28 protein-coding genes are annotated in these 25,054 nt (G+C 71.4%); 17 read left to right on the top strand and 11 right to left on the bottom strand.

The genetic code is table 11. The features are described from left to right. The first annotated feature begins 61 nt into the window (after positions 1–61). A complete protein-coding gene (locus ACWEEU_RS12730; RefSeq protein ID WP_385744210.1) occupies positions 62–877 on the top strand; it encodes a helix-turn-helix transcriptional regulator in 816 nt (271 codons plus the stop codon). Continuing rightward, positions 874–1,224 carry a cytidine deaminase gene (locus ACWEEU_RS12725; RefSeq protein WP_385744212.1) on the top strand — a complete coding sequence of 117 codons (351 nt, stop codon included), beginning with the start codon at positions 874–876 and terminating at the stop codon, positions 1,222–1,224. The genes ACWEEU_RS12730 and ACWEEU_RS12725 overlap by 4 nt, the downstream gene beginning before the upstream one ends. 228 nt (positions 1,225–1,452) lie before the next feature. Here ACWEEU_RS12725 and ACWEEU_RS12720 read toward each other — a convergent pair whose 3' ends face one another. Together ACWEEU_RS12720 and ACWEEU_RS12715 are read right to left on the bottom strand one after the other, a co-directional pair. Next, positions 1,453–1,791, bottom strand: coding sequence for a P-II family nitrogen regulator (locus tag ACWEEU_RS12720; protein WP_385744214.1), 339 nt, complete (start codon positions 1,789–1,791; stop codon positions 1,453–1,455). Continuing rightward, positions 1,788–3,077, bottom strand: a complete 1,290-nt coding sequence (locus tag ACWEEU_RS12715) for an ammonium transporter (protein ID WP_451731494.1) — start codon at positions 3,075–3,077, stop codon at positions 1,788–1,790. Before ACWEEU_RS12715 ends, ACWEEU_RS12720 begins: the two co-directional genes overlap by 4 nt. Before the next feature lie 217 nt (positions 3,078–3,294). On the opposite strand from ACWEEU_RS12715, the gene era reads away from it, so the two are divergent. Beyond that, positions 3,295–4,248, top strand: coding sequence for a GTPase Era (gene era / locus ACWEEU_RS12710; RefSeq protein WP_451731491.1), 954 nt, complete (start codon positions 3,295–3,297; stop codon positions 4,246–4,248). Between the two features lie 13 nt (positions 4,249–4,261). Here era and ACWEEU_RS12705 read toward each other — a convergent pair whose 3' ends face one another. After that, positions 4,262–5,191, bottom strand: coding sequence for an AraC family transcriptional regulator (locus ACWEEU_RS12705; RefSeq protein ID WP_385742902.1), 930 nt, complete (start codon positions 5,189–5,191; stop codon positions 4,262–4,264). A 147-nt stretch (positions 5,192–5,338) separates the two neighbouring features. Here ACWEEU_RS12705 and ACWEEU_RS12700 point away from each other — a divergent pair, with 147 nt between their 5' ends. Continuing rightward, positions 5,339–6,097 (top strand): SDR family NAD(P)-dependent oxidoreductase, encoded by a 759-nt coding sequence (locus ACWEEU_RS12700; protein ID WP_451731487.1) that lies wholly within the window; start codon positions 5,339–5,341, stop codon positions 6,095–6,097. 21 nt (positions 6,098–6,118) lie between these two features. Here ACWEEU_RS12700 and ACWEEU_RS12695 read toward each other — a convergent pair whose 3' ends face one another. From ACWEEU_RS12695 to ACWEEU_RS12685, 3 genes are all read right to left on the bottom strand, one after another. Continuing rightward, positions 6,119–7,447, bottom strand: a complete 1,329-nt coding sequence (locus tag ACWEEU_RS12695) for a GH1 family beta-glucosidase (RefSeq protein WP_385742898.1) — start codon at positions 7,445–7,447, stop codon at positions 6,119–6,121. Positions 7,448–7,760: 313 nt separating this feature from the next. Further along, positions 7,761–8,027, bottom strand: coding sequence for a protealysin inhibitor emfourin (locus ACWEEU_RS12690; protein WP_451731484.1), 267 nt, complete (start codon positions 8,025–8,027; stop codon positions 7,761–7,763). 21 nt (positions 8,028–8,048) lie between these two features. After that, complete coding sequence (locus ACWEEU_RS12685; RefSeq protein WP_385742894.1) at positions 8,049–9,116, bottom strand: M4 family metallopeptidase; 1,068 nt, start codon at positions 9,114–9,116, stop codon at positions 8,049–8,051. 323 nt (positions 9,117–9,439) lie between these two features. Between ACWEEU_RS12685 and leuA the strand changes: the two genes are divergently transcribed. Then, positions 9,440–11,161 (top strand): 2-isopropylmalate synthase, encoded by a 1,722-nt coding sequence (leuA, locus tag ACWEEU_RS12680; RefSeq protein ID WP_451731481.1) that lies wholly within the window; start codon positions 9,440–9,442, stop codon positions 11,159–11,161. A gap of 212 nt (positions 11,162–11,373) precedes the next feature. Further along, positions 11,374–12,042 carry a TerB family tellurite resistance protein gene (locus ACWEEU_RS12675; RefSeq protein WP_385743494.1) on the top strand — a complete coding sequence of 223 codons (669 nt, stop codon included), beginning with the start codon at positions 11,374–11,376 and terminating at the stop codon, positions 12,040–12,042. 177 nt (positions 12,043–12,219) lie between these two features. On the opposite strand, the gene ACWEEU_RS12670 is transcribed toward ACWEEU_RS12675, so the two are convergent. The 4 genes from ACWEEU_RS12670 to ACWEEU_RS12655 all read right to left on the bottom strand — a co-directional run bounded on the left by ACWEEU_RS12670 (position 12,220) and on the right by ACWEEU_RS12655 (position 14,047). Further along, on the bottom strand, positions 12,220–12,597 hold the full coding sequence (locus ACWEEU_RS12670; protein WP_451731478.1) for a hypothetical protein: 378 nt from the start codon (positions 12,595–12,597) through the stop codon (positions 12,220–12,222). After that, the gene (locus ACWEEU_RS12665) at positions 12,594–12,899 is read right to left on the bottom strand and encodes a hypothetical protein (RefSeq protein WP_451731476.1); all 306 of its coding nucleotides are present in this window, start codon (positions 12,897–12,899) and stop codon (positions 12,594–12,596) included. The genes ACWEEU_RS12670 and ACWEEU_RS12665 overlap by 4 nt, the downstream gene beginning before the upstream one ends. Before the next feature lie 180 nt (positions 12,900–13,079). Next, entirely contained in the window at positions 13,080–13,676 is a 597-nt protein-coding gene (locus ACWEEU_RS12660) for an HAAS signaling domain-containing protein (protein WP_385743500.1), read from the bottom strand. Beyond that, positions 13,673–14,047 (bottom strand): PadR family transcriptional regulator, encoded by a 375-nt coding sequence (locus tag ACWEEU_RS12655; RefSeq protein WP_451731473.1) that lies wholly within the window; start codon positions 14,045–14,047, stop codon positions 13,673–13,675. Before ACWEEU_RS12655 ends, ACWEEU_RS12660 begins: the two co-directional genes overlap by 4 nt. A gap of 110 nt (positions 14,048–14,157) precedes the next feature. On the opposite strand from ACWEEU_RS12655, the gene ACWEEU_RS12650 reads away from it, so the two are divergent. Continuing rightward, entirely contained in the window at positions 14,158–14,610 is a 453-nt protein-coding gene (locus ACWEEU_RS12650; protein WP_451731470.1) for a protein-tyrosine phosphatase family protein, read from the top strand. Between the two features lie 98 nt (positions 14,611–14,708). On the opposite strand, the gene ACWEEU_RS12645 is transcribed toward ACWEEU_RS12650, so the two are convergent. After that, on the bottom strand, positions 14,709–15,170 hold the full coding sequence (locus tag ACWEEU_RS12645; RefSeq protein ID WP_451731467.1) for a GNAT family N-acetyltransferase: 462 nt from the start codon (positions 15,168–15,170) through the stop codon (positions 14,709–14,711). A 289-nt stretch (positions 15,171–15,459) separates the two neighbouring features. Here ACWEEU_RS12645 and ACWEEU_RS12640 point away from each other — a divergent pair, with 289 nt between their 5' ends. The 10 genes from ACWEEU_RS12640 to ACWEEU_RS12595 all read left to right on the top strand — a co-directional run bounded on the left by ACWEEU_RS12640 (position 15,460) and on the right by ACWEEU_RS12595 (position 25,009). Next, positions 15,460–16,209: an SCO2525 family SAM-dependent methyltransferase gene (locus ACWEEU_RS12640; RefSeq protein ID WP_385743509.1), complete on the top strand. Its 750-nt coding sequence runs from the start codon at positions 15,460–15,462 to the stop codon at positions 16,207–16,209. Between the two features lie 62 nt (positions 16,210–16,271). After that, on the top strand, positions 16,272–18,113 hold the full coding sequence (locus tag ACWEEU_RS12635) for an SCO2524 family protein (RefSeq protein WP_451731464.1): 1,842 nt from the start codon (positions 16,272–16,274) through the stop codon (positions 18,111–18,113). Between the two features lie 3 nt (positions 18,114–18,116). Beyond that, positions 18,117–19,034, top strand: coding sequence for an SCO2523 family variant P-loop protein (locus ACWEEU_RS12630; RefSeq protein WP_385743513.1), 918 nt, complete (start codon positions 18,117–18,119; stop codon positions 19,032–19,034). Then, positions 19,031–20,017 (top strand): SCO2522 family protein, encoded by a 987-nt coding sequence (locus ACWEEU_RS12625; protein ID WP_451731461.1) that lies wholly within the window; start codon positions 19,031–19,033, stop codon positions 20,015–20,017. The genes ACWEEU_RS12630 and ACWEEU_RS12625 overlap by 4 nt, the downstream gene beginning before the upstream one ends. Position 20,018: 1 nt before the next feature. Continuing rightward, positions 20,019–20,984, top strand: coding sequence for an SCO2521 family protein (locus tag ACWEEU_RS12620; protein WP_451731459.1), 966 nt, complete (start codon positions 20,019–20,021; stop codon positions 20,982–20,984). A gap of 44 nt (positions 20,985–21,028) precedes the next feature. After that, the gene (locus tag ACWEEU_RS12615) at positions 21,029–21,988 is read left to right on the top strand and encodes a hypothetical protein (protein ID WP_385743519.1); all 960 of its coding nucleotides are present in this window, start codon (positions 21,029–21,031) and stop codon (positions 21,986–21,988) included. A 49-nt stretch (positions 21,989–22,037) separates the two neighbouring features. Then, entirely contained in the window at positions 22,038–22,784 is a 747-nt protein-coding gene (gene recO, locus ACWEEU_RS12610; RefSeq protein WP_356096972.1) for a DNA repair protein RecO, read from the top strand. 32 nt (positions 22,785–22,816) lie between these two features. Beyond that, positions 22,817–23,671, top strand: coding sequence for an isoprenyl transferase (locus ACWEEU_RS12605; RefSeq protein ID WP_385743521.1), 855 nt, complete (start codon positions 22,817–22,819; stop codon positions 23,669–23,671). Between the two features lie 253 nt (positions 23,672–23,924). Further along, on the top strand, positions 23,925–24,470 hold the full coding sequence (locus ACWEEU_RS12600) for a YcxB family protein (RefSeq protein ID WP_451731454.1): 546 nt from the start codon (positions 23,925–23,927) through the stop codon (positions 24,468–24,470). Positions 24,471–24,484: 14 nt separating this feature from the next. Then, the gene (locus ACWEEU_RS12595) at positions 24,485–25,009 is read left to right on the top strand and encodes a YcxB family protein (protein ID WP_385743525.1); all 525 of its coding nucleotides are present in this window, start codon (positions 24,485–24,487) and stop codon (positions 25,007–25,009) included. Positions 25,010–25,054: the final 45 nt, after the last annotated feature.

Genomic DNA, 25,054 nt, shown 5'->3' with positions numbered 1-25,054 from the left:
CACGAGTACGGGCACGGGTGCGGCGAGAAGCGAACGGCGCACCGAGCTGCGGGAGTTCCTGATGAGCAGGCGCGCCCGGGTGAGCCCCCAGGAGGCGGGCCTCCCGGCCGGCGGGGTACGGCGCCGTACGCCGGGGCTGCGGCGCGAGGAGGTGGCCGTGCTCGCGGGCGTGGGCGCCTCCTGGTACCAGTGGCTGGAGCAGGGGCGGGACATCTCCGTCTCCCCGCAGGTCCTCGACGCGGTCGCGCGGGTGCTGCGGCTCAGCGACGCCGAGCGGCGGCACCTCTATCTGCTCGCCGGGCTCAACCCGCCCGCGCCCCAAGTCGCCCCGGACCGGAGGGACATGTGCGAGGGGCTGCGGCGGCTGATCGACACGTGGATGCCGTATCCGGCGCACATCATGGACCGCTACTACAACTGCGTGATGTTCAACCACGCGGCCGCGGTGGTGTTCGGCATGGGGCGCGGGGGCTCCCCCGGGAACTGCCTCGTCGACTTCTTCACCGACCCGCTCTACCGGTCGCGCAGCCGGAGCTGGGACCGGAACGCGCGCACGGTCGTCGCGCAGTTCCGCGCGATGTACGCGGGCTCCCCCGACGACGAGGGCTTCCAGGCGGTCCTCTCCGAAGTCAGCGCGGCCAGCGCCGAGTTCTGCCGGATCTGGGCCGAGCGGGACATCGAGGACCAGGGGCAGATCCGCAAGGAGCTGGAGCACCCCGTGGCCGGGCGGCTCGTCGTCGAGTCCACGGCGATGCAGGTGCCCGCCCGGCCCGACCTCCTCGTCGTCCTCCACACCCCGCTGGACGAGGCGGACACCGCCGCCAAGCTGGAGTGGCTGGCGGGGGCGGGTTCCGCTGTTCGTATGCTCGGGGCATGAGCGAGAACGAGCTTGATCCTGAGGACCGGAAGATCGTGACGCTGGCGCGGTCGGTACGGGCGCGGAACGGTGTCGCCGAGGGGGCGGCGGTACGGGACGAGACGGGGCGGACGTATGCGGCGGGGTCCGTGGAGTTGCCGTCGCTGTCGCTGAGCGCGCTGCGTACGGCGGTTGCGATGGCCGTGGCTTCGGGGGCGAGGTCTCTCGAGGCGGCGGCGGTGGTGAGCGCGGCGGAGGGGGTTGCGGCTGAGGACTTGGCCGCGGTTGCCGACTTGGGAGGCGCGGGCACGCCGGTCCTCCTCGCCGCCCCCGACGGAGTCGTCCACCTGACCGTCCCCGCCCCCTGAGGCTCCCCAGGGGGCTCCGCCCCCTGGACCCCCCACCTCGCCCGCCCACGCACCCGTCTCGGGAGGCTGAGAGGGCACCGTGACGGGGTGGCGGCTCGGGTGGGCGAGAAGGGCCCCGGCGCCGGGAACGCCTCCGGCGCAGCCGGCCGGCCCGAGCCCCCTCGGCGCCTGCGGAGCCCCCGAACCTCCCGGCCGCTGCCGCCCCTCCCGGTGCGTGGGCGGACTTGGTCAAAGCGCCGCAGGTCCCCGTTCTCCCGTCCGCACCCGCACCACCGTCTCCACCGGTACCGCCCACACCTTGCCGTCCCCGATGCGCCCGGTGCGCGCCGCTTCGACCACCGCCGTAATCGCGTCGTCGGACACCGCGTCCTCGACCAGCACCTCCAGGCGGACCTTGGGGACGAGGTCGACCTGGTATTCGGCGCCGCGGTAGACCTCGGTGTGTCCGCGCTGGCGGCCGTAGCCGCTCGCCTCGGTGACGGTGAGCCCGTGGATGCCGAGGGCGCGGAGGGCTTCCTTGACCTCGTCGAGGCGGTGGGGTTTGACGACGGCGGTGATGAGCTTCATGCGGGGGTGCCGGCCTTCCGGACGGGGGCGCCATGGCCCAGGACCCCGTGATCGTAGGCGGTCTCGGCGTGCACCGTAAGGTCGAGGCCGGTCCGTTCGTGCTCCTCGCTCGCACGCAGGCCCATCACCCGGTCGAGGAGCTTCCCGAGGCCGTACGTCATCGTGAACGCGTAGGCGCCCACCGCGAGGACGGCCACCGACTGCCGGCCCAGCAGAGCGAACCCGCCCCCGTGCAGCAGCCCCTCCGCCCCGCCGGTCAGCGCCGGGTCCGCGAAGAGCCCGATCAGCAGCGTGCCGATGACGCCGCCGACCAGATGGACCCCCACCACGTCCAGCGAGTCGTCGTAGTCGAGCCGGAACTTCCAGCTCACGGCGTACGAGCAGACGACGCCCGCCGCGAGCCCGACCACCAGCGCGCCCGGCAAGGAGACCACCCCGCAGGCGGGGGTGATCGCGACCAGTCCCGCCACCGCGCCCGAGGCCGCGCCGAGCGTCGTCGGATGGCCGTCCCGCTTCTGCTCGACCAGGAGCCAGCCGAGCAGCCCGGTGCAGCCGGCCGCGAGGGTGTTGAGGAAGGCCGCCGCGGCGAGCCCGTTCGCGCCGAGCGCGGAGCCCGCGTTGAAGCCGAACCAGCCGAACCAGAGCAGACCGGCGCCTAGCACGACGAGCGGGAGGTTGTGCGGGCGCATCGCGTCCTTCTTGAAGCCGAGCCGCGGGCCCAGCACCAGACACAGCGCGAGCCCCGAGGCGCCCGAGGTGATCTCCACCGGCAGCCCGCCCGCGAAGTCCAGCGCGCCCAGACCCCCGCCGCCGACCCAGCCACCCGGGCCCCACACCCAGTGCGCGACCGGAACGTATACGAGCAGGGTCCACAGCGGGACGAACACCAGCCACGCCGGGAACCGCGTCCGGTCCGCCACCGCCCCGCTGATCAGCGCGGCCGTGATGATGGCGAAGGTGAGCTGGAAGGTTGCGAAGAGGAGGGTGGGGACGGTGCCGTGCAGGGCGGAGGGGCCGATGTGGGCCATGCCGGCCTCGTGCAGGCCGCCCAGCAGACCCGCGCCCACGTCCGTGCCGAACGCGAGCGAGTAGCCCCCGGCCAGCCACACCACCGTGACCAGCGCGATGGACACGAAGCTCATCATCAGCATGTTGAGCACGCTCTTCGCGCGGACCATGCCGCCGTAGAAGAGTGCCAGGCCCGGGGTCATCAGCAGGACCAGGGCGGTGGCGGCGAGCAGCCAGGCGGTGTCGCCGGAGTCGGCGTGCGCGGCGGCGAGGGTCACGGGCGTCTCCAGCGGTCGGGAAGGTCGGGAGGGGGCGCGGGCTCGTCAGAGGGTCACCGGTCCGCGTTTCCGGTCGCCTACGGGGGCGTTACCGTGATGTTTCGGAGCGTGATGCCCGACGACGCGGGCCGCGCTGACCGGCCGTACCGCGACCCCTCACCGGACCCCCGCACCCGCCCGTGCGGCGCCGCTCCGAGGATCAGGGAGAATGGTCGGCATGAGCGTTCGTACCCAGTCATCCGAGCGGTCGGGCGACAGCGTCCACCGCGCAGGCTTCGCGTGCTTCGTGGGCCGTCCCAACGCGGGCAAGTCCACCCTCACGAACGCTCTCGTCGGGCAGAAGGTCGCGATCACCGCGAACCAGCCCCAGACGACGCGGCACACGGTGCGCGGCATCGTCCACCGCGACGACGCCCAGTTGATCCTGGTCGACACCCCTGGCCTCCACAAGCCCCGCACCCTGCTCGGCGAGCGGCTGAACGACGTGGTGCGCACCACCTGGGCCGAGGTCGACGTGATCGGCTTCTGCCTCCCGGCGAACGAGAAGATCGGTCCCGGCGACCGGTTCATCGCCAAGGAGCTGGCCGGGATCAAGAAGACCCCCAAGGTCGCGATCGTCACCAAGACCGACCTGGTCGACTCCAAGACCCTCGCCGAGCAGCTCATCGCCATCGACCAGCTCGGCAAGGAGCTGGGCTTCGAGTGGGCCGAGATCGTGCCGGTCTCGGCGACCGGCGACAAGCAGGTGGGTCTGCTGGCCGACCTGATCGTGCCGCTGCTGCCCGAGGGTCCGGCGCTCTACCCCGAGGGCGACCTCACCGACGAGCCCGAGCAGGTCATGATCGCGGAGCTGATCCGTGAGGCCGCGCTCGAGGGCGTGCGCGACGAGCTGCCGCACTCCATCGCCGTGGTCGTCGAGGAGATGCTGCCCCGCGAGGACCGCCCGGCGGACAAGCCGCTGCTCGACATCCACGCCAACGTCTACATCGAGCGCCCCAGCCAGAAGGGCATCATCATCGGCCCCAAGGGCAAGCGCCTGAAGGACGTCGGCATCAAGTCCCGCAAGCAGATCGAGGCGCTGCTCGGCACGCCGGTCTTCCTCGACCTGCACGTCAAGGTCGCCAAGGACTGGCAGCGCGACCCCAAGCAGCTCCGCAAGCTCGGATTCTGACGGGCACCCCCGCTCACGTCAGCACCCCCGCCGGGCTCCGCACCGCCTCCCGCAGGCGCGCCGCGTCCCGGCTCGGCGGGGCCCCGAACCGACGCCGGTAATCGCGGCTGAACTGCGACGGGTTGTCGTAGCCGACGCGCCGGCCGACACCCGTGACGTCGCCGGGGCGGGTCGCGAGGAGCAGCCGCGCCTCCTGGAGCCGGATCTGCTTCTGGAACTGGATGGGGCTCATCGCCGTCACCGCCTGGAAGTTGCGGTGGAACGCCGAGACGCTCATCCCGGACAGCCGCGCCACGTCCGCCACCCGGAAGGGCTCCGCGTAGTGCTCGCGGATCCAGCCGACCGCCCGTGAGACATGGCTGAGCCCGCTGTCGGGCAGGCCGAGCTGGCGGACCGTCGCGCCCTGCTCCCCGGTGATCAGCCGCCACAGGATCTCCCGCTTGACCAGCGGCGCGAGGACGGCCCGGTCGCGCGGCTCGCCCAGCAGCCGCACCAGCCGGACCACCGCGTCCAGGAGCGCGACGGGCGCGTCGCTGACGGCGATGCCCGACGGAGCGCTCTGAGCCGCACGGGGGAGGTCCCCGGGTGCCGCATCGAGCAGCAGCTCGGCGACGGCCGAGGGATCCAGGGTGAGACCGAAACCGAGGGCCGGGTGACCGGGGTCCGCGTGGGTGAAGTGGCCCGTCACCGGCAGGTCGACCGACGCCACCAGATACTGCCCGGCGCCGTACGCGAACACCCTGTCGCCCAGGGCCAGATGCTTCGCGCCCTGCGCGATCACCGCCAGCACGGTCCCCGACATCGAGGGCTCCGGGGGATCGGGGCGGTCGACCCGCGAGATGAGCACGCCCTCGACGGCCGTGGTCCAGTCGGGCCGCACATGCCGCTCCAGCAGGGCGCGCAGCTCCTCCAGCAGTGCTTCCGTTCGTCTCTCCTCCGGCATACCGCCATTGCAGCACCTCCGGCCGTCCCGGCTCCCGCACACGAGAGGATCGTGCAGGTACGGAGGAGGATTGCTCTACGTTTCTGCAGGTCAGGGGCGCCTAATGGAGGGAGGAAGCCCATCGGCCCTCACTCCTGGAGGAATACCATGCAGGTCGCCATCGTCACCGGAGCCAGCTCCGGCATCGGGCGCGCCGCCGCCGTCGAGATCGCCAAGCGCGGGATCGGTGTCATCCTCACCTACGGCCGCAACCGGCAGGGCGGGCTCGACACCGTGGCCGCCGTCGAGAAGGAGGGCGGCACGGCCGTCGCGCTGCCGCTGGACCTCGGCGCGTCCGGCACCTTCGACGCCTTCCGGGACACCGTGGCCGGCGTGCTGCGCGACACCTGGCGGCGGGACACGTTCGACCACCTCGTGAACAACGCCGGGCTCGCTCATTCCGCGCTGATCGAGGACATGACCGAGGACACCTTCGACCTGCTGGCGCGGGTCCTGCTGAAGGGGCCGTACTTCCTGACGCAGAGGCTGCTGCCGCTGATGGCCGACGGGGGCGCGATCGTCAACACGAGCAGCAGCTCCGCGACGGCCGCCTCCCCGGAGCCCGGCTACTCCGCCTACGCCGCCCTGAAGGGCGGCATCGACGTCCTCACCCGGTACATGGCCAAGGAGTTCGCCCCGCGCGGCATCCGCGTCAACGGTGTCTCGCCCGGGCCGACCCGCACCCGGCTCGGCGACGACGGCTTCACCCGCTTCCCGGAGGTGATCCCGGCCCTCGCCGCACGCACCGCGTTCGGACGGGTCGGCGAGCCCGAGGACGTCGGCGCGCTGATCGCCACGCTGCTCTCCGACGAGAGCCGCTGGGTCACCGCGCAGAACATCGAGGTGTCCGGCGGGTACGACCTGTAGGGGCCTCTCCCCAGACAGGCCCTAGCCGCGTCCCTGGCCGCGCAGCGTCCGCAGCAGCTCGCGGTACCAGCGGTACGACGCCTTCGGGGTGCGCTCCCGCGTCGCGAAGTCCACGTGGACCAGACCGAAGCGGCGGGCGTACCCCTCGGCCCACTCGAAGTTGTCCAGCAGGGACCACACGAAGTAGCCGCGCACGTCGACCCCGGCGGTCAACGCGCCGTGCAGGGCGCGGACATGGGCGTCCAGATAGGTGATGCGCTCCTGGTCGTCGAGGCCCTCGTACGAGCAGCCGTTCTCGGTGACGACCACCGGAGGCAGCCGGTCGCCGTAGCGGTCGCGGAACCCGGTGAGCAGCTCGGTCAGACCCTCGGGTACGACGGGCCAGCCGAAGTCGGTGACCGGGTAGCCCTCGATCTCCTTCAGCGAGAAGGGGAGTTCGGCCGGGACGGTGACACCGCCGAACTCGGTGTCGGTGCCCTGCGGAGCGCCCACCCGGGCCGGCGCGTAGTAGTTGATCCCGTACCAGTCCACCGGTTCCCCGATGATCCGGGCGTCCGCCTCGGTGTCGCCCGGCATCAGCTCGCCCATGCCGTCCGGGTACCGGCCGAGGACGACCGGTTCCAAGAACAGCCGGTTCAGCAGGAGGTCGTAGAAGGCGGCGGCCTCCTGGTCGGCGGGGTCGGCGGAGGCGGGCCAGGTGGGGGCGTGCGAGTTGGCGATGCCGACGCTGCTCGCCCCGGCCGCGCGCAGGGCGCGTACCGCGAGGCCGTGGCCCAGGAGCTGGTGGTGGGCGGCGGGGAGCGCGTCGAACAGCAGCCGCTTGCCCGGCGCGTGGATGCCGAGCGCGTGCCCCAACAGGGTGTGCTCGGCAGGCTCGTTGAGCGTGATCCACTGCCCCACCCGGTCCCCGAGCCGCTCCGCGACCCGGGCCGCGTGATCCGCGAACCGGTACGCCGTGTCCCGCTCCAGCCAGTCCAGCGAGGCGGGCAGGTCCCAGTGGAACAGCGTCGGCACCGGCCGCACGCCCACCGCGCACAGCGCGTCCACCAGCCGGTCGTAGAAGTCGAGGCCACCAGGGGATTCGACCCGCGGCCACGACACCGAGAACCGGTAGGCGTCCACCCCGAGATCCGCGAGCAGCGCCACGTCCTCCGGCCACCGGTGGTAGTGGTCGCACGCGACCGCCGCCGTCGACCCGTCCTTCACCCGCCCCGGCTCCGCGGTGAACACGTCCCACACCGACGGCTCCCGCAGCCCGACCGCCCCCTCGATCTGATGCGCCGAGGTGGACACCCCCCACAGGAACCCGTCGGGGAACCGGGGTACAGGACCGCGCGCGTCAGTCACCATGCGGGGATCATCCGCGGGGTCGCGCCGCTGCGTCAACGGCGCCGATGCCTCCCGGCACGGAGTCACCGCCCCGCTGTGGCGCTGCCCGGCGCGTCGAGACGCTCCGGGCAGCTTCGACCCCGATGCCCGAGATCCGGCCGTCGGCCGCCAAGGCGAAGGCGAAGGCCGACACCAGGGAGCAGCCGCGCCCGAGGCCGAGACCAGGCCGGGCGTGGGCAAGGCGGCCCGCGCCTGCCCGTGCGAGCGACACCTCGCCCTCACCCGCAAGTGGGCCTGGGCCGAGTTGGCCGAGCGGCTGAACCCAACGGCGTGGCTACGCACCCTCCTTCAGCACCCGGGACACCAATTCCCGCTGTGCGTCGCTCAGTCGGGGGTCCGCCGCATGGATGGTGCGGCCGTCGACCGTGATCTCGTAGTGGAAGCCGTCGGGGACGCCCGTGGGCGGGGCCGCGTGGCCGGAGGCCAGGGCGCGTTCGGCCAGGGAGCGCAGCTCCGTGGCGTCGGGGCGGGTCGAGGTGTCGATCTCGGCCCGCCGCTCGATGCCCGCGAAGCCGCCCGTGCGCCGTACTTGGATACGCATGGGGACTTGTCTAGTACGGAACTACAGCGTCCGCACCCCGACCCCCTCCCACGCCTTCTCCACCGCCTGGAGTTCCGCCCCGGCGCCGTACCGTGCGCGGGCCGCCTTCACGGTGAGGGTGGCGAAGTCGCGGAACTGGGCGTCCTGTTCGAGCTCGCCGCCGGTCAGCACGTCGTACCAGATCTGGCCGGCCTTCTCCCAGGCGTAGCCGCCGATGGCGGAGGCGACGAGGTAGAAGGCGCGGTTGGGGATGCCGGAGTTGATGTGCACGCCGCCGTTGTCCCGGCCGGTGTGCACGTAGTGCTCCATGTCGGCGGGCTGGGGGTCCTTGCCGAGGACGTCGTCGTCGTAGGCGGTGCCCGGTTCCTTCATGGAGCGCAGGGCCTTGCCGGAGACGCGCGGGGCGAGCAGGCCCGCGCCGATCAGCCAGTCCGCGTCGGCGGCGGTCTGGCGGAGCGTGTACTGCTTGATCAGCGAGCCGAACACATCGGAGAGCGACTCGTTGAGCGCGCCGGACTGGCCGAAGTAGGCGAGGTTGGCGGTGTACTGCGTGACGCCGTGGGTGAGTTCGTGACCGATGACGTCCACCGGGATGGTGAAGTCGAGGAAGATCTCGCCGTCCCCGTCGCCGAACACCATCTGTTCGCCGTTCCAGAAGGCGTTGTCGTAATCCTTGTCGAAGTGCACGGTCGCCTTCAGCGGCAGTCCGCTGTCGTCGATGGAGTGGCGGCCGTACGCCTTCAGATACAGCTCGAAGGTGGCGCCGAGTCCCGCGTACGCGCGGTTGACGGTGGCGTCGGAGCCCGGCTCGGAGCCTTCCGTGCGCACCCGGTGCCCGGGCAGGTTCTGGGTGTGCCGGGCGTCGTAGATCGTGCGGTGCGGCTGGTCGGTGCCGGCGCCGTGCGGCGCGACGGCGGCGGCGCCGATCACGGTGGTCAGCCGGCGGCGGGTGCGCTCGAACGCGTCGCGCTCCAGGGAGCGGCGGGCCGGGCCCGCGAGGGCCGGGTCGGAGTCCTGGGCGAGCTTGTCGAGGAGGTGTGGCGGGACGATGGTGCAGAAGACGGGCTCGAAGCCCCCGTGGGTGCTCATACCTGAAAATGCTCGCACTGCGTGACGTCAAAGTCACTAGTTGCAACCGTGATTGATGAAATGCGGTGATTTCCGTCGTCACTCCGCGTCACGGGGTGGTATGGACGCGTCCGAGCCGGGATACCCCCTCCGGTTCCGCATGTTGATACGCCCCGGCGGCTCCCGGACGGCTCGGCTAGGCTGCGGAGCATCATGCGTTTCGGGCTGCTTCTCCTTAGCTGCCGCGGCGAGGGCCTGTAGACAGAGGCCGACCCCCTCCCCGCGGTGCTCTGGTGTTGCGTCGTCGGCCGTCCATCCGGACCTTCCGAGGAGCCCACGCGATCATGGCGAACCGCCAGCAGCCCAGCCCGATGCCGATCCACAAGTACGGCCGGTACGACCAGGTCGACATCCCCGACCGCACCTGGCCGGAGAAGCGGATCACCACCGCCCCCCGCTGGCTCTCCACCGACCTGCGCGACGGCAACCAGGCGCTGATCGACCCGATGTCACCCGAGCGCAAGCGCCGCATGTTCGACCAGCTGGTCAGGATGGGCTACAAGGAGATCGAGGTCGGCTTCCCCGCCTCCGGCCAGACCGACTTCGACTTCGTGCGCTCCATCATCGAGGAAGAGGGCGCGATCCCCGAGGACGTGACGATCTCCGTCCTGACCCAGGCCCGCGAGGACCTGATCGAGCGGACCGTGGAGTCCCTGAAGGGCGCCCGCCGCGCCACCGTCCACCTGTACAACGCGACCGCACCGGTCTTCCGCCGGGTCGTCTTCCGCGGCTCCAAGGACGACATCAAGCAGATCGCCGTCGACGGCACCCGCCTGGTGATGGAGTACGCGGAGAAGCTGCTGGGCCCCGAGACCGAGTTCGGCTACCAGTACAGCCCGGAGATCTTCACCGACACCGAGCTGGACTTCGCACTGGAGGTCTGCGAGGCGGTGATGGACGTCTACCAGCCGGGTCCGGGCCGCGAGATCATCCTCAACCTGCCCGCCACGGTGGAGCGTTCGACCCCCTCCACGCACGCCGACCGCTTCGAGTGGATGCACCGCAACATCTCCCGGCGTGAGCACGTCGTCCTGTCCGCGCACCCGCACAACGACCGGGGCACCGCGGTGGCCGCCGCCGAACTGGCCGTGATGGCGGGTGCCGACCGCGTCGAGGGCTGTCTGTTCGGGCAGGGCGAGCGCACCGGCAACGTCGACCTGGTCACCCTGGGCATGAACCTGTTCTCGCAGGGCGTCGACCCGCAGATCGACTTCTCCGACATCGACGAGATCCGTCGCACGTGGGAGTACTGCAACCAGATGGAGGTCCACCCGCGCCACCCGTACGTGGGCGACCTGGTCTACACGTCCTTCTCCGGCTCCCACCAGGACGCCATCAAGAAGGGCTTCGACCACATGGAGGCCGACGCGAAGACCAAGGGCGTCACGGTCGACGACCTCGAGTGGGCGGTGCCGTACCTGCCCATCGACCCCAAGGACGTGGGCCGCTCCTACGAGGCCGTGATCCGGGTCAACTCGCAGTCCGGCAAGGGCGGTGTGTCGTACGTCCTGAAGAACGACCACAAGCTGGAGCTGCCGCGCCGGATGCAGATCGAGTTCTCGAAGATCATCCAGGCCAAGACGGACGCCGAGGGCGGGGAGATCACGCCGCGCGACATCTGGGCCGTCTTCCAGGACGAGTACCTGCCGAACCCGGAGAACCCGTGGGGCCGCATCCAGGTGCGCATGGGCCAGTCGACCACCGACACCGACGGCGTGGACACGCTGACCGTCGAGGCGACCGTGGACGGCGCGGACACCGTCCTGACCGGTTCGGGCAACGGTCCGATCTCGGCCTTCTTCGACGCGCTGCAGTCCATCGGCGTCGACGTACGCCTGCTGGACTACCAGGAGCACACGATGAGCGAGGGCGCCTCCGCGCAGGCGGCTTCCTACATCGAGTGCGCGATCGGCGACAAGGTTCTGTGGGGCATCGGCATCGACGCGAACACGACACGTGCGTCGCTGAAGGCGGTCGTCTCCGCGGTGAACCGCGCGACCCGCTGACCCCTGCCTGACCGGGCCTTTCGGCGCCCGGGCCGTCGTATACGACCTGCGTACGACGGCCCGGGCGCCGCTGTTCAGGTGGCGTATACCGGCCATGGTTCACCCGGGGTAATGGTCCGGTCTCGTTCGAGGTACTGACTCGGGCTCCGCAGTGTGGCTAACATCACGCCAGCGCGGCGATGTTGCCGCGTCGTTACGTGCGGAGGTGCGACGTGCTGCCAGTACGGGGACGAAACGGCCGTGCCGCCAGAGCTGCGCGCGTTCTGGGCACCCGCACGACCTGGACTCCGGCCGGGGACGGCGAGTTCTTCTGCCCCGGTTGCGGGGGCGACCGCAACTACCAGCGGATGACGGGTCACGTCCGCCTGACCCTCCTCGGCGTACCGGTCCTCTCGCGCGGCGAGACCGGCCCGGTGGTGGAGTGTGCGGCCTGCCGGCGCCACTACGGCCTCGACGCCCTGGACCATCCCACCTCGCGCCGTCTCTCCGTGATGCTGCGCGACGCGGTCCACACGGTCGCCCTCGCAGTCCTGGTGGCCGGTGGCACCGCCTCCCGCGCCCCCGTGGCCAAGGCCGCCGCCACCGTCCGCGCGGGCGGCGTCGAGGACTGCGCGGAGGAGGAACTGGCGGCCCTGGCCGACGCCGCGGGCCCCTACGGCGCGGGCCTCGCCCTCGAACTCCACACCACCCTGGACCCCCTGGCCCCCCACCTCGCCGCCCCCGGCCGCGAGGCCCTCTTCCTCGACGCGGCCCGCATCGCCCTGGCGGACGGCCCGTACACCCCGGCGGAACAGGGCGCGCTGGCCGCCATCGGCGCGGCGCTGCTGCTGGGCGCGGGGGAGACGGGGCGGCTGCTGGAGGTGGCGCGGCGGAGGTTCTGACCGGGCGGCCGGGAGCGCCGCCGCGCCCGGCCGCACCGCTCCCGCCGGACCGCTCACGGCCGGACCGCTCACGGCTGCCCGTGCTCCGGTTCGTCGAACGCCGCCAGGGTCTGGTCGGACCAGGTGAGGCGGCCGTCGGCCGGGTCGCGGACGACGGAGTGCCGGCCCGTGCCGAGGTCAGCCCCGCTTCGGCAGCCGGGCGGGCCACCCCTCGCGGGGGCGGCTCTCCTCGTCGAGGAACCGGCGTGCCGTCTCCGCCGGGCCGAGCGGGGGATGGCGCGGGTGGTGGCGCCGCCAGGAGCGGGCGACCCGCCGCTCCAGCCCGACGGGGTCGAACTCCTCCGTGCGGGCCAGGACGACCGGACCCCGCCGGCCGCCCGGCGCGGTGAGGGCCAGTACGCGGCCGTCGGGGGCGTAGGCGGTGTACTCGCCCTCCGCGACGTCGATCGCCTCCAGGTCGTTCGTGACGTGCGCGAAGGACGTGTACACGTACAGCCAGTCGTCCCGGTCGAGGACGAGCACGGTCGCGGGAGGGAGCGGGGCCGGGCCGCTCACTGGTCGCCCCGCAGGAACGCGCGGTAGGCGTCCGCGGCGTCGGGCTCCACGGTCGGCGTGCCCGGGCCGTACCGGGTGTCGGTGCGGTCGCGCTTCGGGCCGGAGAGCCAGAAGGTGTCGTCCGTGTCGACGTCGTGGAAGTTCGCGTCGGACAGGCCGAGGCCGGTGCCGCGCCGCAGGGTCCGCCCCTGGAAGTACGCCGTCTTCCAGGTCTTCGAGAACTCCACCCAGCCGATCCAGGACGGCCCGCGGTCGGTGTCGTAGCCCGTCTTCAGCTGCACGAACATGAGTCTGCGAGGCATGGGGCCAGCTTGGCGGGGACGGGGGCGCGCGGTAAAGCGGATTTGGGGGCCCGCGCGATCCGTGAGCACTGCTTCTCGAACGACCCGGACGCGCCGGGCAGCCTCTTCTTCGGCCGTCCCTGAGCCCGCGGACCGGCCGGGCGGGTCCGGTGCCGGTGACCCCGGTGCCGGGCCCTCGCCTCAGCCGCGCCGCGCCCGCCACAGCCAGGTCGCCACGCCCGCCAGCAGGACGAGCGCCGCCAGGTTGGCCAGGAGAGCCGGGGTGCCGGTCGCCGGGCCGTTGCCGGAGAGGTTGGCGGTGGCGAAGACGGCGCTCGGCAGGACGGCGGTGAGCAGGACACCGGTGGTCTTCTGGACGGCGGTCCAGTGCACCGAGGTGCACAGGAGCACCGCGCCGACGATGCGGAACAGCACGCCGAACGCGGGCCCCGGAAGGTCGGGGAAGATCATCATGAAGGGCAGCGAGAGGGTCAGCATCAGCAGCGGGACCAGCGGATGCACCTTGCCGCGCTCGGCGGGGGCGGCGTCGACGCCCACGACCGGCACGCGGGTTGCCCCGCCCTCCGCCTCGGCCAGCGCCGTCGCCGCGATCAGGCGGGGGTCGCCCAGCTCCGCCAGCACCTCACCGACCGGGGCGTCGGGGCGCTCGGCGCGTGTCACCTCCATGTGCTCGGCCAGGTCGGCGAGAAGTTCCTGACGCCGGTCGGCGGGCAGCGCGGACGCCTCGCGCTCGACGGCGAGGAGGTAGTCGCGGACGGCATCGGCAGAAGTCTTCATGCGGAATCTCCGGTCGGGGAGGGCGCGGTGGCCAGAAAGGCGTCGACGGCGTCGCGGAAGCCGGGCCAGACGCGCGTGAACTCGTCCAGCGCGGCCCGGCCGCTGTCGGTGAGCGCGTAGTAGCGCCGGGGCGGTCCGGAGGGGGACTCCTGCCAGGTGGTGGTGACCAGATCGTCGCGACGGAGCCGGGAGAGCAGCGGGTAGACCGTCCCCTGACTGGTCGCCAGCGTGCCCGAGCCCTCCAGCGCTTGCAGGAGTTCCACGCCGTAGCGCGGGCGGTCCCGCATCAGAGCGAGCACGCAGTACTCCAGCACCCCCTTGCGCAACTGGGCGGCCGCCCGGGCCTGCTTGGTCGAATCACCTGGTTCCATGCGATGCAAGATACCTGGCGGAACAAGTGGGGAGAAGGGGTGCGGCGGGATTCCCGGCGCCCCTGGTGTCGGCACCGCCCGCCCGGCGCCCCGCCGAAATAATCACGGCCATGAGTGACGACCCGTCGACACCCCCCTGGGACCAGCACACCCCCGGCGTACTCCGGCTCCCCTCCGGGCGCCTGGTGCGCGGCCGGGGCCTGCGCGGACCCCTGGACCCCGCCGCGCCCCCGCCCACCTACGGCGTCTACCTCCTCGGCAAGCGGCCCCCCGGCGTCCCCTGGGAGTTCCAGTGGCTCCGCTGGCCCGACTTCCGCCTCCCCGCCGACCACGTCGCCGCCCGAGCCGTCCTCACCGACGCGTGGGAGCGGGCGGCGACCGACCGCGTGGAGTTCGCGTGCGGGGGCGGCCGGGGGCGCACGGGCACGGCGCTGGCCTGTGTGGCGGTCCTGGACGGCGTGCCGGCGGGGGAGGCGGTGGACTTCGTACGGCGGCACTACGACCGGCGTGCGGTGGAGACGCCTTGGCAGCGGGGGTATGTGCGCAGGTTCGCGGCTCGTTGAGGGGTGAGGTCAACTGGAGAGGGGTGCGGGCCGGTTGAACCCGTCGGCTGCGGCGGCGCCGGTCCCGCCACTGTCGTGACCGCTCTTGAGCGTCCCGGTCAGAACAGGAGCCGCATCCGCTGCCTCGGCTCCCCGGGGCCGAAGTACGCGGGATGGGGCTCGCCGGACGGTGTGAAGCCGAGGTGGCGGTAGAGAGCCACGGCGGAGCCGTTCGCGGGGTCGACCGTGAGCAGGACCTCCCCCGCGCCCTCCTTGCGGAGCTGCCGCAGCATCTCGGTCATCAGCTCGCGGCCGAGGCCGTTACCCCGCAGGGCCGGGCTGACGACGAGGCTGAGTATCCAGCTCGAGGCGTGGTGCGGCGGGGTGGCGAGGATGTATCCGTGCAGCGTGGTGCCGTCGTCCACGACGAGGAGGTGGTCGTCGAGGGCGTCGTGGAACTGGCGCAGCACGAAGTAGGGATAGGGGTCCTCCGGGAAGGTCTCGCGGTCGAGCCGCAGCACGTCAGGGAGATCCGCTTCGGTGATTTTTCGCAGGAAGCGGTCTCCGTGAAGAGGAATCATTCCGTCCCCTTTCCGGTCCCCGAAATTCGTGCGATATCCGCACTGATGCGACAGTATGCAGCCGCATCCGAGGCGTGATCGGTGCGGCTTCTCCCATGGTTACCTGCTGTTTTTCGGTCATCCAAGTAGAGATCCGGACCAAATGTGGTTCACTGTGTCACGCGATCGAAATCGCGCGCAGTTCCGATATTGATCTTACCTCGCCCGTTGATGAATCTTGCGTGGCGTGGGTTTCGTTGTGCGCTCATCCTGCTACGCTGAGTTAATGACCTCGGGATCGCCTGCTGGCGTGAAGAAGCTGAATGGTGAAGTCGCGTGGGAGGATTTCGACCCCCAGGCGTACATCGAGCACAATTATCGCGTCCTGCACCCGGACGACGAGGCGATCATCACCGTCGTCCGAGATCATTTCAGCGGTCATTTCGGCGGCTCGGGCTCGGTGGCCTCCGGGATCGACGCGGGAGCGGGCCCCAACATCTATCCGGCGCTGTGCATGCTCCCCTGGTGCGACAAGATCACGCTGCTGGAGCGCTCGCCGGCCAATGTGCAGTATCTGAACGCCCAGCTCGAGTCGTACGGCCCCCAGTGGGACCAGTTCTGGGACGTGCTGTGCCGGGACGAGGCGTACCCCCGGCGGGTCGAGGACCCGCGCGCGCGGTTCGCGCAGACCGTCCAGCCCCGCCAGGGCAACCTCTTCGACCTCGCCAGGGGTGACGAGCGCTGGGCGATGGGCACCATGTTCTTCGTCGCCGAGTCGATGACCGCCTCGCCCGAGGAGTTCCGGCAGGCCGTGGGCTGTTTCATGGCCGCTCTCGAACCGGGCGCCCCGTTCGCCGCCGCGTTCATGGAACACTCGCGGGGATACCGGGTGGGGGAGAGTGATTTCCCCGCACTCGACATCGACGAGCAGGGGGTCCGTGCGACACTCGACATTCACGCGTCGAATGTCCGGACGCACCGGCTGGGAAAGCCGGGGGGCTTGCTGCGCGAGGGCTACACGGGAATGATCGTCGCCACGGGTCATCGGAGCGACCGGTAAATGCGGAGATCCATTCACCGTCTTCACCGTCGGGATGACATACCTGTGTGAGGGGCATGGGGATGCAGATCCAACCCAGACAGAATCTGCTGTCGATCTGGCAGGCCGTAGCGCGCCACTGTTTCGCCGGGGGAGCCTGGGAATGGGGGGAAACGGGCGGTCTGAGCAGCGTCGCCGACGCCGAGCGGCTGCTCTGCCTGCTGTACCCCGCCACCGAGGCACCCGCATTCCGCCTCGACGCGCCCGACACCACCCAGCCCGACGTGGAGAAATCCCTGCGGCTGGTCGGTGACGCCACCGAGATCCCCGAAACGCTCGTCCGCGTGCTCACCGAATTCATGGAGCGGCACCGCGCCGGTGACACCCCCACCTTCTCCGGTGGAAGCTACTTCGCCGCCCTCGGCCCCGAGGACGAACTGTCCAAGGAACAGCGGGCCCTCGGCGTCGTCGACTCCTACAGCCTCTCCGTCACCCTCTGCCTGGCCACCCTCGGCTTCCTGAAGGTCTACCAGACCAAGACCGAACGGCCCGGCACGCTCCAGCTCATCGAATCGCTGCGCGAGGCGACCAGCGACCGGCTCACCGCCGCCATGGTGAACCTGCTGCGCGCCTTCACCGTCGACGTGTACACCGTCGACTCCCCGCAGGGCCAGGCGCTGTGCCGCCTCATCGGCCAGGGCCGGACCCCCGACCGCATGGTCCTCCAGCAGTTCCAGGAACGCTTCCGTGCCCTGCGCGCCGTCATCCGCGAGAGCGTCGTCCTCGGCGTCGACGTCGAGGAACAGCTCGGCAACGAGAACCGCCTCTTCGAATGCGGCTGGGCCTGGAGCGTCGTGCGGGGCGCACCCTTCGTGGAGACCTCCGAGTCCATCGGCGAACAGCCCACGGGCGTGGCCCGCGCCGTGCCCTACCTCTACTTCACCGTCGTCGCCCTCGACGGCATCCAGGACCTGTTCTCCGACCGCACCCTCGTCCTCGGCCTGCTCAACCAGGAACAGCAGAAACTCGCCGACGCGCTCCGGCTGCGCTGGACCATCACCCAGCAGTACTGGTCCGGCATCGCCCGCTTCGACGACGATCGCTGGCCCCTGGAGGACATCCCCTGGCGCACCACGGGACAGCGCATGGAGTCCGAGTACTTCTCCCTGTGCGTCGCCTCCATCCTCGTCCACGACCTGGTCCGCCGCCGCGCCACCGAGGACGACCTCAACCGCACCGTCGGCATCATGGAGCGCCTCGCCGAGCGCGGTCGCGTCACCGCGAGCACCACCCGCCAGGACTTCGCCGTTCAGTTGCACAACCCCGGACTCGGCCTGCCGCTCGCCTCCGACCATCCGCTCGGGCCACCCATGCGGTGGACCATGACCGACTTCTCGGCCCAACTCCTCAAGCGCACGATCCAGTTGTGCGCCCTCTCGCGCAACGTCCCCGCCCACTCCCGGCTGCTCCGGCTCGCCGAGCGCACCATGGACCACCTGTGGCTGCGGCGCATCACCGACGGCGAGGGCGTCGGTCTGTGGGACAACGTGCACGCCGTCTTCCCCGACTCGGCCGACCGCCAGACGCAGCCCTCCTGGACCATCACCGAACGCGTCACCGAGTGCCTGGTCGCCGCCCAGCAGCTCTACAACCAGCCGCCCATCCGCAGCGCCGAACCCACCGCACTCGCCCGCGCCCTGCTCAGCGAGGCCACCCACCTCCTCGGCACCGAGCAACTGGAACAGCCCGCGCCCATCGCCAAGAGCCAGGAAGGCGCGGAACTCAAGGGCATCGAAGCCGACCTGCGCCGCGCCCGCTCCCTGCTCGACACCCAGCCCGGCACGTCCTGCGCCCTCGCCCTGAACGTGCTCAGCCGTCTCGACGACCTCGCCCGCGCCCGCGCGGCCGGATCCCAGGGGGTATGAGCCGTGCTCGTCTTCGCCGCCTCCGACAAGGGGGGCACCGGACGCTCCGTCACCAGTGCCAACCTCGCCTACCGACGCGCCCTCGACGGCGACGACGTCTGCTACCTCGACTTCGACTTCGGCTCGCCCACCGCGACCGCCGTCTTCGACACCCCGAACGTCATGGAGGAGGCCGAGGGCCGCGGCCTGCACGCCTACCTCAAGGGCAAGACCGGCGAACCGCTGCGCATCGACGTGTGGAGCCGCACCGAACACCCCGTCCTCAGCGACCGCCCCAGCGGCTCCGGACGCCTGGTCCTCTTCCCCGGCGACCGCGGGGGCGGCGAGTTCGTCACCGACGAGGACAACCTGCACCGCTGCGTCGACCTCTTCCTGCGCCTGCACCGCGAGTTCGACCTCGTCGTGGTCGACCTCAGCGCCGGACGCAGCTACGCCATGGACCTCGCCCTGACCGCCACCGCCCGCGAGGAACTGCGGCACATCCGCTTCCGCTGGCTCCTCTACCACCGCTGGACCCGGCAGCACGTGATGGCCGCCGCCGAACTCCTCTCCGGCCGTCAGGGCATCCTCGGCTCCGGCATCGCCATGGGTCACGACCGCACCGCGCTCCTCGGTTCCGTGCGCTTCGTGCGGGCCGCCGTGCCCGACCTGGAGTCCCCGCAGTGGGCCCAGATGCCCGCCGCGCAGTACGCCTGGATGCGCCAGTGCGACAAACGCCTGGAGGAACTCGCCGCCTCCCTCGGCATCGGCAAGACCCGCGCCCTCGCCTCGATCCCGCTGGAGCCCGTGCTCCAGATGCGCGAACAGCTCATCACCGACGAGGACGTGCTCGACAGCAAGATCGCCAACTTCACCACCCGGCAGGCCCTGGTGGAACTGGCCGAGCGGCTCACCGACGACAAGTACTGGGGGCAACTGTGACGGAGGCCGCCGCCGTCTTCCGGGAGACCAGCGCCGATCCGGTCACCGAGTCCGTCCCGTACTCCCATCTCTCCCTCGAACTGGGCCACTTGTACATGGAGGACTTCGCCGAGGGCGCCGACCGGCTGGTCCGCCACTTCACCGCCGTACGCCCCTGGGCCGACACCGCCCGCGCCTGGGCCGGCACACTGCCCGCGGGCAAACGGCCCCGGATCAGCACCTGTTTCCTCATCGACGACTACTTCAGCCGCCTGTCGACCCCGGCCAAGCTCGTGCCCACCCTGCTGGAGGCCGCCGAGCGGGCCGGGCTCACCATCGACTACCTCGCGCGCGAGTCCGGCTGCGCGCTCGCCGACCCCGCCCGGCCCGAGCGGGCCGGGCTCGCCGAGTCCGTGATGCAGCGCCTGGTCGAGTCGCCCCCGCCCGGCAGCAACGGCTTCCGCCCGCCCGTCAGCCGTACCGGCTGGCTCACCAACGGCCGCCGCGCCCCCACCCGGCGCACCTCCGCCGCCCTCGACGCCGACAGCGCCTGGCAGCCGCCCGCCGAGACCGAGGCCCGCGGCCACTCCGTCTTCGTCGACGTCGAACTCTGGGACGACAACGGACCCCACCGCACCTGGTCCTGCGCCTTCCTCGCCGCCGTCTGGCAGCTCGCCCGGCTCGGGCTCCTGCGCGACGACGGCCGAGCCGTCCTCACCCCGACCCCCTGGGACCGCGACACGCCCTTCCCCGACGACTGGGACGCGCTGCCGCCCCTGCTCCGGCTCAACCCGGCCGCGGCGCCCTTCACCGCCTACTACACGTGCAGCGTGCTCCCGGTCCGCTTCCTGCCCGTCGAACACGCCGTACGCGTCATCCTCGGCCAGGTCCACGTCGACGCCGACGCGGTCGGCCAGGCCGTCGGACGCGCCGGCCAGGAGAAGGTCACGCTGCCCGAGGGCGTCGTGGAGCGCACCTCCTACCTCTTCCCGCCGGGGATCTGACATGGCCGCCGCCCCGGCACTGATGTGCGGCGAGGTCCGCACCTGCCTGCTGCCCACGCGCGACGCGGTGAGCGAGCGCACCGCCGAACGGCTGCTGCGGCTGCGCCCCGACGAACGCGTCCGCCTCTCCCGGCGCCCCAACCCGCACGCCCTCTCCCCGGACGTGCTCACCGGCGTCGACTGCCGGCTGCCCGCCGCCAACGGCGCCAAGGCCCGCGCCATCGGCACCCTCGCCGCCCGCGCCGCCCTCACCGAGGGCAGGGTGCTCCAGGCCACGGCCCACTTCACCGCCCCCGCGAGCGGACCCGACCGACGGCGCCCCTGGGGGGAGTACCTGGTCCACCCCGGTGTGCTCGTCCCCCTCGGACGGCTCCCGGTCCGCGCCGTCGCCGACGGCTTCCTGCGCGAGGCGCACGCCCCCGACCTGCTGGACACCGGCTCGGTCGCCGAGGGGATGCTCGCCCGGATCTCCCGCAACCACCGCCTCCTCGACCACGACACCCCGCTGCGCGCCCGAACCACCCGGCTCCGCTGGGTCGCCCTGCCCACCCCGGCCGGGACACCGGCCCGGCTCGTGAGCCTCACCGTCGACGACACCGACGGACTGCGCACCGCGGAACTGAGCGTCCCCGAGGACCTGCCGCCCGCCGCGGTCGCCGGGTTCTGCGAGGACCTGGCCCTGCACGACTGGCTGCTGACCACCGTGAGCGGCAAGCTCGACGGGCTGCCGCTCGCCCGGGCGGACGGCGCCGCCGCCCTGAAGGTGCTGCGCCCGCTCGTCGACCACCTGCTCCACCTCTGGATGCCCATGGCCCGCGTCGACCCGGCGCTCGGCCCGCTCTGGTCGGCCCTGGAGCAGCACCCCGGCTTCAGCCGCCAGTGGCACAACCTCGTACAGCGCGTCCGCGACCAGATGGCCCTGCGGGCCCTGCTGCCCCGGGAGGCCGCCGCCCTGGCCGCCTCCTGAACCGACAGGCAAGCCCACATGATCCCGACGGGGGGAGAAGCGGGATGACAGGAACGATCACAACGCGCGGCCACCACGGCCACCATGTCTCCGACACCGGGGGCCGGGAGGACGCGGGCCGCCGGTTATTGCAGAAGCTGCTGGTCACGGTCGTGGCGGGCGGCGTGGTGTACGTCCTGACCACGGTGCTCGCGCCCACCGCCGAGGACGTCTGGCAACTGGTCCTGTCGGTGCTGTGCGGAGGCGCGGTACTGATCGTCCAGTTCATGGTGACCTTCGCGCACCAGCTCAACGATCTGAAGAGCTCCGTCGACAAACGCTTCGTGGACATCGGCCGCGCCACCAAGCTCTTCAACGAGGTCGAGAAGCTGCGCGGCGACGCGGTGCCCCGGCTCGCCGAGAGCGCCACCCTGGTCGTCTCCACCGGCCCCGAGATCCTCCACGACTTCGCGCACGAGGAGATCAACCGGCTCGCCCTCCAGATGGACGACCTGACCAACCTCACCGCCGAGTGCCCCGGTGAGAACCACGACTGGCTGCTCAGCCTCACCAAGTGCGCCCAGCGGAGCATCGACGCGATCAGCACCTCCGTCGACCAGAACTTCTGGAGCACCGAACCGGCCGGACGCTATCTGGAGGCGCAGCGCGAGGCGATCGAGGCGCGCGGCATCAAGGTCCGGCGCCTGTTCGTCGTCAAGGACCCCGAGGACATCCCGCGCCTGGACGACGTCTTCAAGGAACAGCGGGACGTGCGCATCGAGGTCCGGGTGGTGGCCCTCTCCTCGCTCCCGCTGCACGTCCGGCGCGGCAAGATGATCGACTTCATCATCTTCGACGGGGCCCTGTCCTACGAGATCGGCGCCGACCAGCTCAGCGTGAACTCCTGGACGACCGTGAACGCCCGCGAGGACGACGTACAGCAGCGGATCAGGCGCTTCACCGAACTGTGGAACGCCGGCGCGGGCGGCGCGCCGGACGGCGACGCGGAGCCCGCCGCGTCCTGAAGCGGGCGGACCGGGCCTGCGCACCGGGCGCGTGCGCGAGAATGGCCCCATGAGTCTGTTCCGCGACGACGGCATCGTGCTGCGCACCCAGAAGCTCGGGGAAGCGGACCGGATCATCACGTTGCTCACGCGCGGGCACGGGCGGGTGCGGGCCGTGGCGCGGGGAGTGCGGCGGACGAAGTCGAAGTTCGGGGCGCGGCTCGAACCCTTCTCGCACGTGGACGTGCAGTTCTTCGCACGGGGCAGCGAGCTGATCGGGCGCGGTCTGCCGCTGTGCACGCAGAGCGAGACCATCGCGCCCTACGGCGGCGGGATCGTCACCGACTACGCCCGTTACACCGCCGGGACGGCCATGCTGGAGACGGCCGAGCGGTTCACCGACCACGAGGGCGAACCGGCCGTGCAGCAGTATCTGCTCCTCGTCGGCGCCCTGCGCACCCTCGCGCGCGGTGAGCACGCCCCGCATCTCGTCCTCGACGCGTTCCTGCTCCGCTCGCTCGCGGTGAACGGCTACGCGCCCAGTTTCGGAGACTGCGCGCGGTGCGGGATGCCAGGGCCGAACCGGTTCTTCTCGGTCGCCTCGGGCGGCTCGGTCTGCGTGGACTGCCGGGTCGCGGGCAGCGTCGTGCCGTCCCCGCAGACCCTGGTGCTCCTCGCCGCGCTGCTTACGGGAGACTGGGAGACGGCGGACGCGGCCGAGGCGCGGCACGTCCGCGAGGGGAGCGGCCTGGTGTCCGCCTATCTGCACTGGCATCTGGAGCGCGGGCTGCGCTCCCTTCGGTACGTAGAGAAGTAAGCGGCTAGCACGGCTGAGGAGACGAGAAGCACATGGTCGTACGCGGATTTCTGGGGCGGCGGCAGCGCGAGTACAAGGCGCCCGAGCCGCACCCCTCGGGCGCGCGTGCGCCGAAGCTTCCCGGGGAGCTGATCCCCGAGCACGTCGCGATCGTCATGGACGGCAACGGCCGCTGGGCCAAGGAGCGCGGGCTGCCGCGCACCGAGGGGCACAAGGTGGGCGCCGAGCGCGTGCTCGACGTGCTCCAGGGCTCCATCGAGGTCGGCGTGCGCAACATCTCCCTCTACGCCTTCTCCACCGAGAACTGGAAGCGCTCGCCCGACGAGGTGCGCTTCCTCATGAACTTCAACCGCGACTTCATCCGCAAGACCCGCGACCAGCTCGACGAGCTGGGCATCCGGGTGCGGTGGGTGGGCCGTATGCCCAAGCTGTGGAAGTCGGTCGCCAAGGAACTCCAGATCGCCCAGGAGCAGACCAAGGACAACGACCTGCTCACCCTGTACTTCTGCATGAACTACGGCGGCCGTGCCGAGATCGCCGACGCGGCGCAGGCCATCGCCGAGGACGTGAAGGCGGGGCGCCTCGACCCGTCCAAGGTCACCGAGAAGACGATCCAGAAGTACATGTACTACCCGGACATGCCGGACGTCGATCTCTTCCTCCGCCCCAGCGGCGAGCAGCGCACCTCCAACTACCTTCTCTGGCAGAGCGCTTACGCCGAGCTGGTCTTCCAGGACGTCCTGTGGCCCGACTTCGACCGGCGTGACCTGTGGCGCGCCTGCGTCGAGTTCGCCTCCCGCGACCGCCGCTTCGGCGGCGCCGTCCCGAACGAGGACCTGCTCGCGATGGAGGCGGCGATGAAGGGCAACGACCCGGCCGAGGCGTGACCTTGCCTCGCCCCTCGCGATCCCTCCTCGTGATCACTGATCACCACGACCGCTGATCACTGGTCCGGGGAGGAGTCGCCGGGGAATTGCGTCGCGCCGGCGGGGCCGGGGCGCGGACTCGGACACCGCGCGGCTGCGCGCGCTGCCGGAGCGGCACGCCGGGCTCGACTGAGCGTCGTAAAGGGCTCGTGGCGGAAGATCATCTGGTCTTACGATCCCTCTCACGGTCACGGACATGGTGAGGGGTGGGGCTGTGGAGCAAGGGCCGGATGTTGTCGAGAAGTCGGCCGGGGACGTGGTGGAGCTGACGTACCGGCCGGTGGCGGCGGACTTCGCCTCGGCGCTGCGGGCCCGGACACGGGTCACTCCCCTGAAGTGGATGTTCCGCCGGCTGCCCGTCGTGCTGGCCTGCATCGTCGTTGTGCAGGTCGCGTTGCGCCTCGCCGGCGTCGACGGGCACCTGTCATCGGGCGCGCTCCTGTCGATGCTGATCCTCGCGGTGGTGTTCCCCCTGTCGCCCCGGCTGGCGGGCCGCCGTCTCGCCCGGTACGCCCAGCGGCAGGGCGTCTTCCACGCCACCGTGACGGAGGCCGGGATCTCGGTGGCGACCGACACGATCAGTGCGTCGATCACCTGGCAGGCCCAGCCCCGGTACTGCGAGACGGACCGCGTCTTCGTCCTGGTCGGCGACGACGGAAACGCCACGGGCTTCACGATGCTGCCCAAGCACGGCCTGCCCGAGCGCGCGGACGTGGACCGTCTGCGCGCGATTCTCGACCGCCACCTCACGCGCTGCTGAGTCAAGGAGTGGACATGGACAAGGACATGACCGGCGACGTCGTGGAGCTGACGTGCCGCCCGGTGGCGGCGGACTTCGTCTCGGCCGTGCGGGCACAGATGCGGCTGAGCCGGACCGGGCGGCGCCTGCGCACCCTTTCCTTCGCCGCCGGGTTCTTCCTCGTGCTGGAGGTCGTCCTCCTGGCCGCCGGGAAGCCGGGCGTGCCGCTCGTGCTGCTGGTGGGGAGCGTGGCTGTTCCGTTGCTGACCCTGCTGTCCCCCTGGCTGGCGGCCCGCCCGCTCCAGCGCTTGGCCGACCGGCAGGGGATATGGCGGGTCACCGTGACGGAGACGGGGATCTCGCTGGCGACCGACACCACCACGACCTCGGTCACCTGGCAGGCCCAGCCCCGGTACTGCGAGACGGACCGCGTCTTCGTCCTGGTCAGCGACGACAAGGACGCCACGGGCTTCACGATGCTCCCCAAGGACGGCCTGCCCGACCGCGCGGACGTCGACCGCCTGCGGGCGCTGCTGGACCGCCACCTCGTGCGCTGCTGAGTTTCAGCGCGGACAGGGGGACGCGGGAGGTGTCGAGTTGACGTA

The organism is Streptomyces sp. NPDC005004 (assembly GCF_053600675.1).
The sequence above is the reverse complement of the archived record's forward strand: the minus strand, read 5'-3'. Positions and strand labels throughout refer to the sequence as shown.